Below are 16,974 nucleotides of genomic sequence, written 5' to 3'. Positions count from 1 at the left end.
TACGGGTTGTTAGTCATTGAGTAATTCAGGAGTTGATGATGTCAAAAGAAGCCGTACAAAATAAAGATTCCAGGAATTCTAAAAGTACGAAGAAGGCACGTCGGATGGTTACTATTGATGGCAATACTGCTGCCGCTTATGCGGCGCATGCCACAAACGAGGTAATCGCGATTTATCCGATCACACCCTCATCGAATATGGGTGAAATTGCCGATGAAAAGTCGGCGGCGGGAGAAACCAATATCTGGGGAACTATCCCCGATGTAGTTGAGATGCAGTCTGAGGGAGGCGCCTCGGGTGCGGTTCATGGAGCGTTGACCAGCGGAGCTTTGACGACCACATTCACGGCCTCGCAGGGTCTGCTTCTGATGATTCCGAACATGTTCAAAATCGCCGGCGAGCTGACACCGACAGTGTTCCATGTTTCGGCGCGCGCGGTAGCGAGTCATGCTCTGTCGATCTTCGGTGACCATTCCGACGTTATGGCTACCCGATCGACCGGATTCGGCCTGCTTGCTTCGGGTTCGGTTCAGGAAGTAATGGACCTCGCTCTCATCGCCCAGATGGGCACCCTCGCCAGCCGAGTACCGTTCGTTCACTTCTTTGACGGTTTCCGCACGTCGCATGAGGTACAGAAGGTCGAAGAAGTGACGTTCGACGACATGAGAGAACTGATGGATGTGGACCTCGTGGCGCAACATCGCAAACGCGCCCTCTCCCCCGATTTCCCGACCATCAAGGGAACTTCGCAGAACCCCGATGTATTCTTCCAGTCGCGCGAGACGGTTAACAAGTTCTACAGCGCCGCCCCGGATCACATCCAGCAGGCGATGAACAAGTATGCCAAAGTAGTAGGACGTCAGTACAAGTTGTTCGATTACTTTGGTCATCCCGATGCCGAGAATGTCGTGGTAATCATGGGAACGGGCGCCGAAGTGGTTCATGAGACTGTTGACGAGTTGGTTGCCAAGGGTGAAAAAGTCGGCCTGATCAAAGTCCGTCTGTACCGTCCGTTTGCGGTCAAGGCATTCGCCGAGGCCCTGCCGGCGAGTGTGAAGAAGATCGCCGTCATGGACCGCACCAAGGAGCCGGGCTCTGTTGGTGAGCCGCTCTATGCCGATGTTCAGACCGCCCTGAACGAAGCGCTTGACAACGGCTTCGCACCGTTCAAGAATCGTCCGTTGATTGTCGGCGGCCGCTATGGTCTGGGTTCGAAAGAGTTCAACCCGCCGATGGCGAAAGCGATTTTCGACAATCTGAAACAGAAAGAGCCGAAAAATCACTTTACCGTAGGTATCAAAGACGACGTGACAATGACATCGCTCGACCCCGACCTGTCATTCGATCTCGAGGGCGCCAACTTCCGCGGCCTGTTTTACGGACTCGGAGCCGATGGTACCGTGGGGGCCAACAAAAACTCCATCAAGATCATCGGTGAGTACACGGACAACTACGCCCAGGGATATTTCGTTTACGACTCCAAGAAAGCCGGCGCGGTAACCGTGTCACACGTCCGCTTCGGAAAAAACCTTATCCGCAAGCCATATCTGATCACCAGAGGACAGTTCGTTGCCTGCCACAATTTCTCTTTCCTCGAGAAATATGACATGGTCGACAAGCTGATTGAAGGCGGCACGTTTCTATTGAACTCACCATTCGGTCCGGATGAAATCTGGGACCAGATGCCTATCGAGGTCCAAAAGCAGATAATCGATCGCAGGGCCAAGTTTTATGTAATCGATGCTATCGCGGTAGCGAAAAAGCTGGGGCTGGGCGCTCGCATCAACATGATCATGCAAACCGCCTTCTTCCTCATCTCCGGAATTCTTCCTCCGGATGAGGCCATTAAGGCTATCAAAGATTCCATCGTCAAGACCTATGGCGCCAAGGGCGAAAAGGTCGTCAAGATGAATCACGAAGCGGTAGACGCCTCTGCTGACGCTGTCAAGGAGGTCAAGTACCCGCAGAAGGTCACCAGCAAGGCGCATCGTCCGCCGATCGTACCGGATTTCGCGCCCGAATTCGTCAAGACTGTCACGGCTGAGATTATCGCCGGTCGCGGCGACGACCTTCCGGTTTCGGCGTTCCCTATTGACGGAACGTATCCCACCGGCACGACGCAATACGAAAAGCGCAATATCGCCGTGGACATTCCCCAGTGGGACAAGGAAGCCTGTATTCAGTGTAATATCTGTTCTATCGTCTGCCCGCATGCCGCTATCAGACCAAAGGTATACGATAAGAAGTATATCGCGAAAGCTCCGGCGGACTTTTTGTATGCCGATGCCAGGACCAAACAGTATGAAGGTCTGTATTATTCGCTTCAGGTCGCTCCGGAAGACTGCACCGGCTGCGTGGTCTGCGTTAACGCCTGCCCGGTCGAGGTGAAGGATGCCGAAGGCAACAAGACCGGTCGCAAGGCAATTAACATGACTCTTCAGGCTCCGATTCGCGAGCGCGAAAAGAAGAACTGGGAGTTTTTCATGAACGAACTGCCCGATCCGGATCAGTCGTTGTTCAATATCGAGACCGTGAAGGGTTCACAGTTCGTTCAGCCGTTGTTTGAATTCTCCGGCGCCTGCGGTGGCTGCGGCGAGACCCCTTATGTGAAGCTCATGACACAGTTATTCGGTGATCGCGCTCTGTGCGGCAACGCCACGGGCTGTAGTTCGATATACGGCGGCAACCTGCCAACGACTCCTTACTGCAAGAGAGCCGATGGCCTCGGTCCGGCGTGGTCGAATTCACTGTTTGAGGACAACGCCGAGTTCGCGCTCGGTATGCGTCTGACAGTGGACAAGCTCAACACGTACGCTCTGGAGTTGGTCAAGGACCTGACTCCTGAGATGTACGATGGACTCGCCAACGCCGATCAGTTGAGTCAGGAAGGTATCGAAAAACAGCGCGAACGCGTAAAGGCTCTTTTCGACAAACTGAACAACATGAACGGCGCCAACAAGGATAAAGTCAAAGCGCTGCGGAATGTGGCCAATTATCTCGTTCGCAAGTCGGTTTGGGGTATTGGCGGTGACGGATGGGCGTACGACATCGGTTTCGGCGGTCTGGACCACGTTTTGGCGTCCGGCCGCAACGTGAACCTCCTGGTGCTCGATACCGAGGTTTACTCGAACACCGGTGGTCAGATGTCCAAGGCGACACCGCGCGGCTCCACGGCCAAATTCGCCGCTGCCGGCAAACCCCTGGCCAAGAAAGACCTCGGCCTGATGATGATGTCGTATGGCTCGGTCTACGTGGCTCAGGTTGCTATGGGCGCCAGCCAGAATCAGACGGTTAAGGCTATGGTCGAAGCGGAAAAGTACAACGGACCGTCGATCGTAATTTGCTACAGCCACTGTATCGCTCACGGTATCGACATGGCGCACGGACTCGAAGCCGAAGAGAAGGCTGTGAAGTCCGGGCACTGGCTGCTTTACCGCTACAACCCGGATCTTATTGATCAGGGTAAGAATCCCCTCCAGCTTGATTGCAAGGCTCCCTCGATCTCATTCGAGGATTACGCTTACGCTGAGATTCGATTCAGGACTCTGAAGGCTCAGGATGCCCAGCGGGCCAAGATGCTTTTGGAGCTGGGTCAGAGGGACTGTGACCGTCGCTGGAATCTGTATTCTCAGCTTGCGGGCCTGGATTATTCGAAGTCTGGCAAGTAGAACATAACTTATTTACTGGCAACAACTAAGGCGGGTCGCTGACCCGCCTTTTTGTTTCCCCCATTCCCAAAATCAATACCGTCAAGAAAACACACCTTTTTTCCGATACATAATAGAAAACCAAGCACTTTCGAAATGCAGGAGGAAAAATGCGTCCAAGAATCATTATTGCGCTGACGGGGATATGTTTACTCTTGTCGGCCGTGATCGTAAATGCCGGCGACTCGTCTGAAGATGAATTCATCCAGAAGTACATGAACAAGATCGAGAAGAAACATACCAAAAAGCTGACGTGGGTTTCGGGCTATTTTGCGTTGAATCGCATCAATCGCGACAACGACTACAACAAGTTCGCCAGCTATGAAACCGTGAACTTCACCGACGCCACCATTTCCTGGCTCGGTGATGCGAAAACTTTCGGACTCGACTTTGGTATGATGTTCAACAAACGTTTCGCCTGGTCGGTTGGCGTCGAATACTGGCTCAAGATCGGCGAGAGCCTCGAAGGCAGTTATTTCTATGAGCCGGTGGGCGCGTACATCGAGAACCCGTCGTCGGAGGTCCATGTTTATGGCGCCTCGACGATGATCCAGTACTATTTTTACAATCCGCCCAAAGTCGATCAAGAACTGGAAAACATCTCATTGAGAGTTAACGCCGGTGTCGGCTTTTACCAAGCCCAGTGGGATGTATGGTCGGAGTATCAGAATTTGAATCTCGCGACCAATACCAGCGACGCCGATAACGCTACGTTCAAGGATCAGGCTCTCGGGTTTTCGTTTGGCGCGGGCGCTGACTACCCGACAAGAGTTTTCGGCCTGGTACTGGGCGTAGACTTCAAATACTTGTATTTGAATTTCGATAATGTCGCCTGGTATAACGACCAGGATGAGGAGATTATCGCTTCTTATACCGGAGATTCGGACGGTAGAGTGGATCTTGGCCTGTCCGGCTTCACCGGTAAGCTGGAGTTGAAGCGTTTCTTCAGCTGGTAAAAACAGCCGGAAAGTATATTGTTGACTCGTACGGAGCGACTCGCATTCTTTAGGTAAGCAGGATGTCGAGTTTCACAGGAGTGGTTTAAGTGAAGTTTCCATATCGAGTCATGCATATAGCCTCACTGCATATAATTTTAGTCGTTGTGATGATAACGGCGGCGTCGGCGCAGACGCCGCCTTCTGATTCCGCCTCCCAACTTTTAGCACCGTCGGGACAAATTGCCTACATCCGGGCAGGCAATATCTGGATTATGGATGCCGATGGTACCAATCAGCGAATGGTCTGCGAGGTACACAACGCTGACGGAAGACTCTCCTGGTCGCCGGACAACCGCCAAATAGTGTTCACGCGTTCCGGAGTTGTCGATTTGAAGGCGCCGGACATGACGGGCGGCCGTCACAAAGTGTACGACCTTTTTCTATGCGATCTCGATTCAGCCGATACCGGAAATATGAAACACTGGATCCGACTGACCGAACAACTCGGGGCACGCGGTCCCGAGTGGAGTGGTGACGGCGCGAAAATCCTGTTATGGAACGATATGAACGCGGATCGAATCAGCGCCCACCATCCCAGCTATCAGCTGTGCCTTCTAAATGTCGCCGACGGTGAAATAGAGTTGCTCCGCCCGGACTGGAAGCAGGAGGAGGAGTTGTTTCTGGTAACGCCCACGATGAATGATTCGGGGGATATCGCTTTTGTTTTCTTTGATGAGTATCAGCCCGGCGGAATTGTGGTGCTGTCCACCGACGAGATCAAGATATCGCTTGATTCGATTGGAACTCTGGCCGCGAAGAATATGGGGCTGGTGGCGCCGAGATGGTCACCCGATGGCGCGTGGTTGGCTGCCATTGGCGTCGATTCGGCGGAAGCAGGGTTGTACAGACTCTCCCCTGACCTTCTGGAGAAGAGTCTCATTGTAAAGGCACCGGCGCGTACGACGCTGGCACAGTATCCTCCCTCGTTTTCTCCGGACGCGAAGTGGTTGACGTTCGCGACCGATGATGGTTCCATCTGGATCTGTGACATTGAAGGCAATAATCTGCGGCGGTTGACCCGCCCGGGAAAGGATACAGCGCCTTGCTGGTCGCGCTGACCAGCCCTTTGACCAAATTGGGAAAGGCCGCCTAAAAGGCGGCCTTTTATCTCATAGGACCGTCTTGCTCAGAGCCTTTTCCACCTGTGAACCAAATCAATCAGCAGGCGGGCTCCAATACCCGTTACGCCCTTGGGGATATAGGGGCGTCCACTCGGCTCGGTATCGACCGAAGCAATATCAACATGTGCCCAGGGATAGTCGCCGATAAAGTTCTCCAGAAAAGCCGCGGCGGTGATAGTGGCACCCGGCCGTCCATGTGAATTGACGACATCGGCTATAGTAGATTTCATATTCTCACGGTGTTCATCCCAGATAGGCAATTCCCATACTCTCTCGGCGGTAGCTTCGGCTGCTTCTTGGATAGCCTTAATCAGCTTCGGATTGTTGCCCAATATGGGAATACCGGCGTATCCCAGAACAACGAGAGCCGAACCGGTCAGGGTCGCTATATCGACAACTGCCTGCGGCTTGAACTTGTTCGCGTAATCTAAAGCATCCGCGAGAATCAACCGACCTTCGGCATCGGTATTGATAATCTCAATGGTCAGGCCTTTGCGGGAGGTGACGATATCACCGGGCTTGGTTGCCGTGGCGGAAGGGACATTCTCAGTGGCCGGCATAAGTCCAACAACATTCTGGGGGATTTTTAAGCGGGCCGCCGCGACAACCGCCGCAAGAACAGCCGCCGCTCCGGCCATGTCGCTTTTCATTTCGTGCATATTCAGAGCCGGTTTGAGCGAAATGCCGCCGGTGTCAAAAGTAACACCCTTTCCCACCAGCACTATCGGCTTGCTTGAGGCAGAAGCCCCGCGGTGTTCGAGGACAATGAAGCGAGGCGGCTCGGTGGCCCCTTTGGCAACCGCCATGAGAGCGCCCATCTTCTCTCTCACAATCTGCTTTTCTTCAAGGATTGTGCATCGAAGTCCATGCGCTTTGGCAAGTTCCTGGGCTTTGGCCGCAAGTAACCGTGGCGTGAGATGATTTCCGGGAGTGTTGGCCAGGACTCTTACGAGATTTTGGCTTTCGGCGTAAATAACGCCACGGCCAACAGCCTTCTCTATCTTTTTGAGGTCCTTTGAATCATCGGAGATGAACGTTATCTCGTCCAAGACATTTTCATCCTTGCTGCTTTTGCCCGTCTTGAATTCAAGGAGCTTGTGTGATCCGAGCAGATAGCCTTCCACTGCCGCCTGATAAAACTCTTCCTTGCGACCTTTGCCGAGATAGAAAGCAGCCTTTCGGGCGGTGGTGAGGGCCTTGGAACGCGAGGCAATGCCGGCCGCTTTGCGATAGCTGTCGGCGTCTATTTTCTTTGATTCGCCCAACCCGGCAAGGATTATTCTGTCCGCCTTAAAACCGCTGGTTCGATAGATAACAGCCAGCTCTTTCTCCTTGCCGCAAAACTCACCGGACTCCAGCATGGTCGTAACAGAACCGGCAGTAGCTTCATCGAGTTTCTTAAGCAATCGGTCGGAGACTTTTTCGAATTGCGGCAGGAAAATGACAGCAGTTCCGCCATGAAATTCTTCGATCGGGCCGGCTGAATATTTGTATGTCATCTAAAATCTCCAAGTATATATTGAGGGTCTATTTCACCATAATAATCTATTACTCTTACCCATTTTATGGTATTTTGTGGAAAAAGGGAAGAAAAAAAACGTGCTACAACCCCCTTGCCAGGAACCCCTGGTAGTTGGCCTCAATCTCAGCCATGTTATCATGGCCGAATTTATCAAGGAAAGTATCCATAAAGACAACCGCCGCCACGGCCTCACCTATGACGGCAACGGCGGGAACAACACACGTATCCGCCCGCTCGATCCTGGCCTTGACAGTCTTCCGGGTGACTGTATCGACCGTATTCAGCGGACGGTACAGGGTTGAAACCGGTTTTACAGCGGCACGCACGATGATGTCTTCTCCATTTGAAATGCCACCTTCTATTCCACCTGCGTTATTTGACTTACGCACGAAATCTTTCGAGGCAGGTCTTACTTTTTCCAGAAATTCTATCTCATCGTGTACCTGACTGCCTCTTTTTTCGGCCGCTTTGAAGCCCAGCCCGATTTCGACGCCTTTAACGGATGGAATGGACATAAATGCTGCCGCCAGACGGCTGTCCATGCGAAGATCCCATTGGGTGTAACTTCCCAGTCCAACCGGCAGACCGCGTGTGATGACTTCGACAACCCCGCCCAGAGAGTCTTTTGCTTTCTTGGCCGCTTTTATAGCCTCGATCATCTTTGCGCCGATTTTGGAGTCGGGGCAACGTACCAGTGACTTTTCAACGCGCTCGCGCCAAACCTCAAGATTCTCCGGATAAGATATCCCGGGCATAACGACGTCGCCGATCCGGGTCACCTGTGAGACAATCTGGACATTAAAATGCTCCAGGAACTGACGGGCCAAAGCGCCGACGGCGGTTCTCGCGGCAGTCTCTCGTGCTGACGCTCTCTCCAGAACATTTCTGATATCGCGGTGAGCAAACTTGATCGCGCCGGGCAGGTCGGCGTGTCCCGGTCTTGGGCCGGTAATTTCTCCGGCAAGCTCTTGTTCTCTCGCGGACAGTTTGCCCGAGACAGGCTGTGTGGGATGCATTACATTGCGCCAGTTGGTCCAGTCCTTATTGACGATCACCAGCGTTACGGGAGAACCAAGCGTCACGCCGCCACGCAGGCCGGACACTATATCGACTTTATCATTTTCAATCTTCATCCTGCCCCCCCGGCCGAAGCCTTTCTGACGGCGAGCAAGTTCCGAATTTATCTTCTTGATGTCGACTTTGAAGCCGGCCGGGAAGCCATCGATTATGGCAGTCAGTTGCGGGCCGTGAGATTCGCCCGAAGTGAGAAATCTAAGCATAGCAGATGATAAGAAAAATAAGGGTCGTGGTCAACTGTGGTGATTACTTGGCGGGAGGAGCAATAACCTCATCCCATTTGGCGGTCTCATTGAGCTTGGCAAGCCTCTTGGCGATACGGTCATCGATATTCATAGCCTTTGACATGGAATCGAATTTCTTCTGGTCGATTGGCGAGACCTGCTTCATCTCTTCAAGGACAGCGACGATTCTCTTGACCGACTGGTCTATTCTCTGAAGGTTGTCCTCGAGCTGCTCGAGGATTCTTTCGGTCTGGCCTTTCTGCAACATCAGGCGCAGAATCTGGGACCGCCCGTATATGGCCATCACGGCATTGTTCAGATAGTGCGAGAGAGTGGCCATGGCGATATTTTTTGATTCGACCGCGCCTTTGGCGCGCTCTTCTCTGAGCAAACTCTGGCTGAGTTCCTGGCGTTCTTTGAAGAGGTTTTCAACTATCAGGTAGGTCTTCCAGATTTCCTGGTTAGCCTGGGTCAGCATAGCCTCAACGTTGCCTATATCAAGGCCAAGGTACTCGGCGATCTCAAGGGTATCGATCAGCAGCGAACTCGAAATGCTGTCGATCTGGTCTTTGCTTAAAGACAGTGTCCCGGCGGCGGCGTTGATTTCGTTCAGCCTGTCTTCCAGCCCGACTTCGTATCCTGACCAGCGGTCGCGGGACATAAGAACCGCCAGGCGGACGATATTCGAGAGACTGCCGCCTTCGCCTTTTACCGGCGAGGAATGGTGGTTGCCGATAGCCTCGACAATTTCACGCGGGATCCGCCAAACCTCGGCCATGTGCAATCCAACCTCGGTATGGTCGGTCCCGAAGATGTTCTTCTCGGCCTCGGCCAAGGAATCGACATGTGACTCGTGGGCGATTATTTGTTTGTATTCACGGGGGTACTTATGGAGGAAAAACATCACGCCGATATCGTGTAAAAGCCCGGCAATGAAAGCTTCCTCGGTGGATGGATATGAAACCGCCCTTGCAATCTTCTGGCATCCGGCAGCCACTGAAAGAACATACATGAAATACTCAGCGGCATCGACACCGCTTTCGCGAGCTATCTTTTCGGGGTGAAAGACGGAGGTCGACAGGGCGAGACACTTGACGGTGGTTGCGCCAAGCACGGAAATGGCCTGGTGCACTGTTTTGATCTCAGCGAACCTCTGGTAAAACGAAGAATTCGACATGCGCAGCACGCGGCTGGTCAGGGATGGATCCTTGAGGATTATGTCGGCCAGTTTGTTGGCGGAGAAATCCTCTTTGCCTACCTCCCCGAGAACTTCTGATAATACCTGCGGCAAAGACAGCAGATCCGTATCCCGGCGTATTTGATCGATTATCGAAATCTTCTTCATCTTACACCTTATCGATAATATCGGTCAAAAGATGTAATGGTTTATGCTGACGGGAGCGGAAAAATCAGGCAGTGGGCTGCTTTATGAGGGATTCTATAATTTCGGTCAATTGCTCTATCCTGAAGGGCTTATGAAGCACACGGGTTATTCCTGCCGCCTCAAGCCGTTCCGCGCTGATTTTGACCTCGTAACCGGTGACCAGCACGACGGGAACATTCGGTCGTTTTTTGCGAATTTCGTGGGCTATTTCGACGCCGGACAGACCGGGCATGGCCAGGTCGGTCAAAATGACATCGAACTTCTCCCTCAACGCCATCTCCAGGCCACCCTGACCCGTCTCGGCCGTCTTGACATCATAGCCCGTTGATTGGCACATGGCCGAAATCAAGTCCAGAATCACAGCCTGATCGTCGATAGCCAGTATCCTCGGCCGGCGGCCTTCGGTCGCAGCAACCGTCGGTGTACTCTTAATGGGAAACTTGAAAGAAAGATAGGATGGTGTGGATGACACCCGGTCGACCGAGTAGTAGGACGGGCGATCGCCGAGATGCTTTAGGAAAGTATCCGACGGTCGGTGCTGGAGCGCTTGAGATGGCTGCTGATAATGCCCGAAGCCGGCTACGTTTTGCACCGGTGGAAAATCCCGATGGTGCCGGGAGACATCAAGGTAAACATACCCGTCGCGGGTATATGTCGCGACCGTAATGACATCGTCGTCTTCGGCAACCGAGGCGAAGCGGCTAATCGCTTCTTCGAAGAGGCTCCGCAGAGCGTCGGATCCAAAGGCGACCTGCTGAACACTGCCAAGCTGCCGTTTGATCTCGCGCGGGCGCCCGGCCAGCATGTGCAGATTGTCCGAGATGCGGTGCCCGGTCAGAACAGAATCAACGATGTCGTTGAGCTGATAGGTAGCAGGTTGTTCGACGGCCTCTGCCGGAGATATTTCCGCGTTGTTCTCCCCGAGAGCGCTTCTGAGAAGGTCGGCAGCGCGCTCTGCTTCATCGATAATGCCCCGGAACTGTTGTCTTAGCTCGCCTGTCAGGTCCTGACGAACCTCAGCCAATCCGGCGTTGCCGACAATTGCCGCCAGGTGGTTATTGAGCTGGTTGACTATTTCGCCGAGGTTACCGGCAGGCACGGCGTCGGCTGTTTCCGGTTGCAGACGTTTTTCGTAGAGGTCGGTTATGGTAAGCCGTAGTGAAAAGAGTCCCGACGCGAGGGTCAAAAGTCGCGGCCACTCGTTTTTCTCATTTTCGGAAACATCGAACATGAAAAACAGCGCCACGCCTTCTATTTCATCCACTTTTACGATAGGACAGGCCGCCATGAAATTGGGTTGTCCCTGCTCGCCGAAAAGCTTCTGTAAGTTGTCGCGATTGACTTCATCGAAAGAACGCAGCGCCTGAATCACGTTGTTCCGCCCGGAGATGAAGTGCGTTTGAGCATCGACAGCAACACTACCCACCACGCCTTCGCCCGGCAGAGTCTCGATACCTTCGAGTTGATCTTCGGCAACATTTACTCCATCGACCGCCTTAAAGGAACCGTTGCGCTGTTTTGCGAAGGTCACCGCCACCGAACGAACCGGCAACACACCGGCCAGGTGTTTGACAAAGAAGCCGGGGGCCGCCTGGAAATTCACGCTCCGGTCGACGCGCAGGAGCCGGACAATCTTATCGAGCCCTTTGCGACGGGTGATATCGAGACGGTGCATTTCGCTTTGCTGGATTGTCAGACGCGCCAGTTTGGTGAAAACTTCCATTGTCTTGAGAACATCATCACTCACCCTGAACGGAGAGCCATCCTTCATGAACATTATGGCGCTTGTTTCAGGCTGATCGCCCATTGGATAAAGAAGTGTCGAACGGGCGATATATGTCCTGCCCTCGTCGCCCGACGCCTCCTGGTTGATTATAAGCGGCTTTCTCCTGTCGAGCGCTTCAATAAGAGCTGTGCGGTAGTTCTCGGAGAGGTCAATCAGCGGCTGGCTGCCGCCAAAAATGTGCAGCATTCCGTTTTTCATTCCAAGCAGCTGAACCGATTGAGAACCGGCCAGTCCTACCAGGCTGCGGCAGAAAGCCGTGAGTATTTCCGAAGCCGAAAAAGCATCGGCGGATGAAACGATGCGGTGCTTGAAATCATCATAAAGAGCCGAGGCGGAACTCAACTCCCCCTTGACACTGGCAAGTTCTTTAGCCAGACGCGATGATCTCACGGTTTCGGCCAGCCAGTTGGCCACAGGCGATAGATACCTGATCTCGGCGCGGCCGAATGCCTTGCTTTGCTGCGATAGAAGCAGCATGGCCCCGATCTTCTCCGTTCCCGCCGCCAACGGCAGAACGAGGCAGCAGTTGTAAGGCGAAACAATGCTCTTGCCCAAAGCATCTACGAACACAAAATTGCCCGTTATAATCGGCTCGCTCATCTCGATTGCCTGACTGACTACATTCTGGCCGAACGGGTATCGTTCGAGAAAAGCCGTTTCCTGCTTGGTGAAGCCGACCGACGAAGTAAGCACCAACTGGCGAAGACTCCGGTTGGCAAGGAATATCGCGCCGGAGGTTTCCGGCAGATGACTCACGATCTCTTTTATCGCGATGTCGAGCAGCTCCATTGTCTGGTATGGCTGACGGGCATCATCCTGCAAATTGTTCAGAATGGACAGGTGCTGGTCGCGGATGGAGAGTTCTTCGCGACGGGTCTGCCAGAAATCGGCATAGAGCGCCAGACCGACAACCATCAGCAGCGAGCCAAGCACGAAGATCAACAACTGCCCGATGTCGAGAATCGGGTATGCTTCATCGATGAACCATAAGTTGTAGTCGGTTGTGTACCTGATTACCTGCCACGCGGACGCGACAAACAGCAGAAATCCGCCGATGAGAAAGGCGTACCGGCCGGACAACTTCTCACTCGCAAAAAAACCAAGACGGTAGACCAGGAAAACAGCAGTGACAAGCACTATTATCGATGAGACTATCGCAAATGCTGCCGACATCAGCTGGGCTCCTCGATCGTACCGTGCAGTGTGAAAGCATCGGCCTGCGTGATTCGAATCGGTCTCATGCTGCCGGGCTCGATATTGTCAGCCTCGAATAAGACTATCTTGTTGCCTTCGGTTCTGGCTCGCATCAGGTGGTTGTCCCGCCGGGCGCTTCCTTCAACAAGGCTGAACCGGACCTGGCCAAGCTCACGCTGGTTGCGGCTCAACGAAATCTCCTGCTGCAGGGCAATCAAATTCTTGAGGCGGTCTATCTTCTGTTTCTCAGGGACATCATCGAGAAATCTCGCCGCGGTGGTTCCCGGACGCACCGAGTAGCGAAACATAAAGGCACTGTCAAAACCAATCTCCCGGACAATATCCAGCGTCGCCCTGTATTCATCCTCCGTCTCGGTCGGGAAACCGACAATAAGGTCGGTCGTAAGACAGACATAGTCCAATCTGCTCCGGATATACTCGACCACCCGCCGATAATGCTCGACCGTATAGACGCGACCCATCTTCTTGAGTATCCTGTCGGATCCGGACTGGAGCGGCAGATGGATATGGGGCGCAACCTTCGGCTGCGCGGCCATAACATCAACAAGTTTGAACGAAAAATCCTTGGGATGCGAGGTCATAAAGCGAATACGCTTCACTGAAGTCTCTTCGGCGGTTCTTACCAGCAGGTCGGGGAAATCAACACCATCGCAGTTATAGCTGTTGACGTTCTGGCCGAGGAGCGTAATCTCGACCACACCTTCGTCAGCCAGTTTCTTGATAGAGTCGACAATGAAATCGGCCGAGTGCGAACGCTCCTTGCCACGGACATAAGGCACGATGCAGTAGGTGCAGTAGTTGTCACAACCGCGGGAGATAGTAACAAAACCCGAGAAAGGTGTTTCTTTCGTAGGTGTGATAACATCGATATTCTCATGCCCGAATGCCGTCATAACGCGGTTGGTTCCCTCGGAGCCTTCGATAACATCGGGGAGCTCAAAGATGCGGTCGGTTCCCAAAACATAGTCGACGTGAGGGACCTTTTCGAGCAGCTTCTCCCCCATCCGTTGAGCCATACACCCGACCACGGCCACCTTGAGCGCGGGCCGCGTTCGCTTGAATTTATATATCTCGCCGAGCCTGCCGATAACTCTCTGCTCGGCTTTTTCACGCACCGAGCAGGTGTTGAGAATTATCAGGTCAGCGTCCTTTTCATCATCCACCCGCCGATAACCGCGTGAGTGCATTGTTGCAACCAATGTCGAGGAATCGGCCAGATTCATCTGGCATCCGAAGGTAGAGATATGAAAGGTTTCTATTTTCTTTTGGCCCGACATAACAGTCCCAACGGCAGTAAGTCGCAGTAAGTTCGATAATTGATGAAATATGATACGTTGATTGGATATGTTTGTAAACAAAAAGTTTTGACAGGCGTTATCAACGCCTTGAAAACAGGGAGGTTATAACAGCGGAGAGGTTATTTACCCGATGTCGATTTGGACTTGGCCGCCCGCGATTTCTTCCTGCCGGTGCGGGTCTTCTTTTTCGCCTTCTTTATCTCCTCCTGGAAAATCTTCTCGAGGGTGTAGGAAGACGGTGTGAAATCCAGCAGACAGGTCTCGAAGAGTTCATCGACTCTTTCCAGCAAAGTGAATTTGGTTTTGCGCAGGATTTCTTTTGGCAGTTCCCTGAGGTCTTTCTGGTTCTCTTTGGGAATAGCCACGTTGTAGATTCCGGCCCTGAACGCCGCCGAGACTTTTTCCTTAATTCCCCCCACCGGAAGGACTTTACCGCGAAGCGTAATTTCGCCGGTCATGGCGATGTCATTTCGGATAGGACGTTCGGCCATAACCGAGGCGATTACCAGACAAACCGTGACGCCGGCCGAGGGACCATCCTTGGGAATAGCGCCCGATGGGAAATGGATATGGATATCGAAATCATTGAAGTCGGCTGAGTCGATGCCGAGCATATCGGCTTTGGAGCGCACGTAAGAGAAAGCCGCCTGAATCGACTCGCGCATAACATCGCCCAGCGAGCCGGTGGTGAAGATTTCCCCACCACCTTTCATTTTCAGTCCCTCGATGAACATCAGATCGCCGCCGGCGCCTGTCCAGGCCAGACCGGCTGCGATACCTATTTCAGGCGTAGTTTCGGCTTTTTCCGGTATATAGACAGGCTGGCCGATATACGATTCCAGATTTTTCTCGGTGACCTGCCAGGACTTTTTATTATTGGACACTTTTTCGAGTGCCACCTTGCGGCAGATCTTTTCGAGCTGCTGTGACAACCCCAGAAGCCCGGCTTCCATAGTGTAGTTGTTGATTATGCGCGAGAGAATTTTGTCCGGGAATTTCAACTCGGTCTTAGTGATGCCGTGTTTCTTGAGCAGCTTGGGGACAATATATCTCTTTGTTATGACGATCTTCTCTCTCTCTATATAACCGGGCAACTCGATAATCTCAAAACGCGGGATAAACTGCTCCGGGATCTCTTCGTAGGAACGAACGGAACAAATGAACACTATCTTGCTCAGGTCGAAGGGCACGCCGATGTAGTTGTCAAGAAAACGCGAGTTGATGCGATTATCTATAGCCTCAAGCAAAGCCATGTTGACAGACGAGTCGTTTTCGATATTGAAATAATCGATATCTTCGATCAGCATGACCGGATCGCAGGTGCCGGCATTTCTCAGGGCACGCATGATTTTACCGGGCATGGCTCCGAGGAAAGTTCGCGAAGTGCCTTTGATTTCGGTCACATCGGAGATTCCGCCCACCGACATCCGAATAAAGTCTTTGCCCATAGCTTTGGCGATCGCTTTGGCGATTGCCGCCTTACCGGTACCGTGAGCGCCAATCAAACAAAGGGTGGGGCCTTCGTTGACACCGCCGAGAAGTTTTCTGACCGACAGCCGCTGGAGAATCTGCTCTTTGAGACTAACCGGCCCATAGTATTCGGTCGACAGAACTTTTTCGACTTCGGTTATCTTGTAATCCTCGGGCTTACATCTCCCCCACGGCAACGCCAGAAGCCAGTCGAGATAGTTTTTGGTCACGCCATATTCGGCCGATGCGGTCGACAAGTGTGTCAAACGGTCTGCCTCGATAGTGGCCCGGGCGACGACCTCGGGCGGAAGGTGCGGAGCGGTCTTTATAAGATTGCGGATGCGGGCAGCTTCCTTTTCCTCGGCAAAGTCCTCACCGAGCGCCTTGCGGATTTCGTGAAGTTGCTGCCTCAAAAAGTGTTTGCGCTGCTCATCCTCGAGACTCTTTTGGACATTCGTGTTAATGTTGTGTATGGTAACCACGCGACTGAGTTCGGCGTTGAGATAGTTAAGCAACCGGTCGAACCGCAGTTCCAGGTTAACGGTCTCCAGAAGGTCCTGCTTGGCTTCAAGGGGAAAATGATAGGTGGCAGCCACGGTGTCGGCTGCCAGCGAGAAATCTTCGCGATTCATCTGGAGTACGTTGATCTGCTCGGGCGAGTAGGTGGGGTCAAGAGCCGTGATTTCCCTCACCACAGCCACAACCTCATCGAGCTTCGCCGGCAACTCCTTCGACATGTCCGTGGCCGGCTGCATGTAGTTGACCGAGGCGATAACAAAAGGTTCGCTCTGAATAATTTTGGATATGGCGACTCGTTTGAGGCCTTCGATAGTAACCACCTGAGAGTTGCCTGAACCGGCCTTGATATCGCGTACCTCGGCCAGCACCCCAACCTGATGGAAGGGCGTCGCCTCAGCTTCGGCATAACGCGATGGTGAGTAGGCGGCAACGAACTGTTTCTTACCCGAACGACTCTGTTCGAGCAGCTCCAGATTCTCCGGACGGCCGACCTGAATAGTCAGCATCATGCCTGGAAAAAGCACGCCCGTCCTCAACGGGAGAATCGGGTATTTTTCTTCCCTATCGGCGGCTAGTATCGGGAGTCTTTCTTTGCTGTTTATAATCATTGGTCACCGTTTTGCATATTAATCGGCTATTCTGTTAATCCCTGA

The 16,974-nt window shown here is 53.0% G+C and carries 9 protein-coding genes; 3 read left to right on the top strand and 6 right to left on the bottom strand.

Annotated elements, in window-relative coordinates:
* Positions 1 to 104: 104 nt before the first annotated feature.
* The 3 genes from nifJ (at position 105) to AB1483_07310 (ending at position 5,763) form a co-directional block, all read left to right on the top strand.
* Positions 105 to 3,668, top strand: coding sequence for a pyruvate:ferredoxin (flavodoxin) oxidoreductase (gene nifJ, locus AB1483_07320; protein MEW6412268.1), 3,564 nt, complete (start codon positions 105 to 107; stop codon positions 3,666 to 3,668).
* Positions 3,669 to 3,817: 149 nt separating this feature from the next.
* Complete coding sequence (locus AB1483_07315) at positions 3,818 to 4,663, top strand: hypothetical protein (protein ID MEW6412267.1); 846 nt, start codon at positions 3,818 to 3,820, stop codon at positions 4,661 to 4,663.
* A gap of 89 nt (positions 4,664 to 4,752) precedes the next feature.
* Positions 4,753 to 5,763 (top strand): hypothetical protein, encoded by a 1,011-nt coding sequence (locus AB1483_07310; GenBank protein MEW6412266.1) that lies wholly within the window; start codon positions 4,753 to 4,755, stop codon positions 5,761 to 5,763.
* 68 nt (positions 5,764 to 5,831) lie between these two features.
* On the opposite strand, the gene AB1483_07305 is transcribed toward AB1483_07310, so the two are convergent.
* The 6 genes from AB1483_07305 to lon form a co-directional block, all read right to left on the bottom strand.
* Positions 5,832 to 7,325 (bottom strand): leucyl aminopeptidase, encoded by a 1,494-nt coding sequence (locus tag AB1483_07305; GenBank protein MEW6412265.1) that lies wholly within the window; start codon positions 7,323 to 7,325, stop codon positions 5,832 to 5,834.
* Positions 7,326 to 7,428: 103 nt separating this feature from the next.
* The gene (aroC, locus tag AB1483_07300) at positions 7,429 to 8,628 is read right to left on the bottom strand and encodes a chorismate synthase (GenBank protein ID MEW6412264.1); all 1,200 of its coding nucleotides are present in this window, start codon (positions 8,626 to 8,628) and stop codon (positions 7,429 to 7,431) included.
* A gap of 43 nt (positions 8,629 to 8,671) precedes the next feature.
* Positions 8,672 to 9,994, bottom strand: coding sequence for an HDOD domain-containing protein (locus AB1483_07295; protein ID MEW6412263.1), 1,323 nt, complete (start codon positions 9,992 to 9,994; stop codon positions 8,672 to 8,674).
* Between the two features lie 64 nt (positions 9,995 to 10,058).
* A complete protein-coding gene (locus AB1483_07290) occupies positions 10,059 to 12,992 on the bottom strand; it encodes a response regulator (GenBank protein MEW6412262.1) in 2,934 nt (977 codons plus the stop codon).
* The gene (miaB, locus tag AB1483_07285) at positions 12,992 to 14,311 is read right to left on the bottom strand and encodes a tRNA (N6-isopentenyl adenosine(37)-C2)-methylthiotransferase MiaB (GenBank protein ID MEW6412261.1); all 1,320 of its coding nucleotides are present in this window, start codon (positions 14,309 to 14,311) and stop codon (positions 12,992 to 12,994) included. Before miaB ends, AB1483_07290 begins: the two co-directional genes overlap by 1 nt.
* Positions 14,312 to 14,451: 140 nt before the next feature.
* Complete coding sequence (gene lon, locus AB1483_07280) at positions 14,452 to 16,929, bottom strand: endopeptidase La (protein ID MEW6412260.1); 2,478 nt, start codon at positions 16,927 to 16,929, stop codon at positions 14,452 to 14,454.
* Positions 16,930 to 16,974 lie beyond the last annotated feature (45 nt).

The organism is Candidatus Zixiibacteriota bacterium (genome assembly GCA_040756055.1).
Taxonomy (GTDB): Bacteria; Zixibacteria; MSB-5A5; order GN15; family FEB-12.
The sequence above is the reverse complement of the archived record's forward strand: the minus strand, read 5'-3'. Positions and strand labels throughout refer to the sequence as shown.

Coding starts and splice junctions, on each gene's coding strand:
- nifJ (MEW6412268.1), top strand. CDS start 105: ATGGTTACTATTGATGGCAATACTGCTGCCGCTTATGCGGCGCATGCC.
- AB1483_07315 (MEW6412267.1), top strand. CDS start 3,818: ATGCGTCCAAGAATCATTATTGCGCTGACGGGGATATGTTTACTCTTG.
- AB1483_07305 (MEW6412265.1), bottom strand. CDS start 7,325: ATGACATACAAATATTCAGCCGGCCCGATCGAAGAATTTCATGGCGGA.
- aroC (MEW6412264.1), bottom strand. CDS start 8,628: ATGCTTAGATTTCTCACTTCGGGCGAATCTCACGGCCCGCAACTGACT.
- AB1483_07295 (MEW6412263.1), bottom strand. CDS start 9,994: ATGAAGAAGATTTCGATAATCGATCAAATACGCCGGGATACGGATCTG.
- AB1483_07290 (MEW6412262.1), bottom strand. CDS start 12,992: ATGTCGGCAGCATTTGCGATAGTCTCATCGATAATAGTGCTTGTCACT.
- miaB (MEW6412261.1), bottom strand. CDS start 14,311: ATGTCGGGCCAAAAGAAAATAGAAACCTTTCATATCTCTACCTTCGGA.
- lon (MEW6412260.1), bottom strand. CDS start 16,929: ATGATTATAAACAGCAAAGAAAGACTCCCGATACTAGCCGCCGATAGG.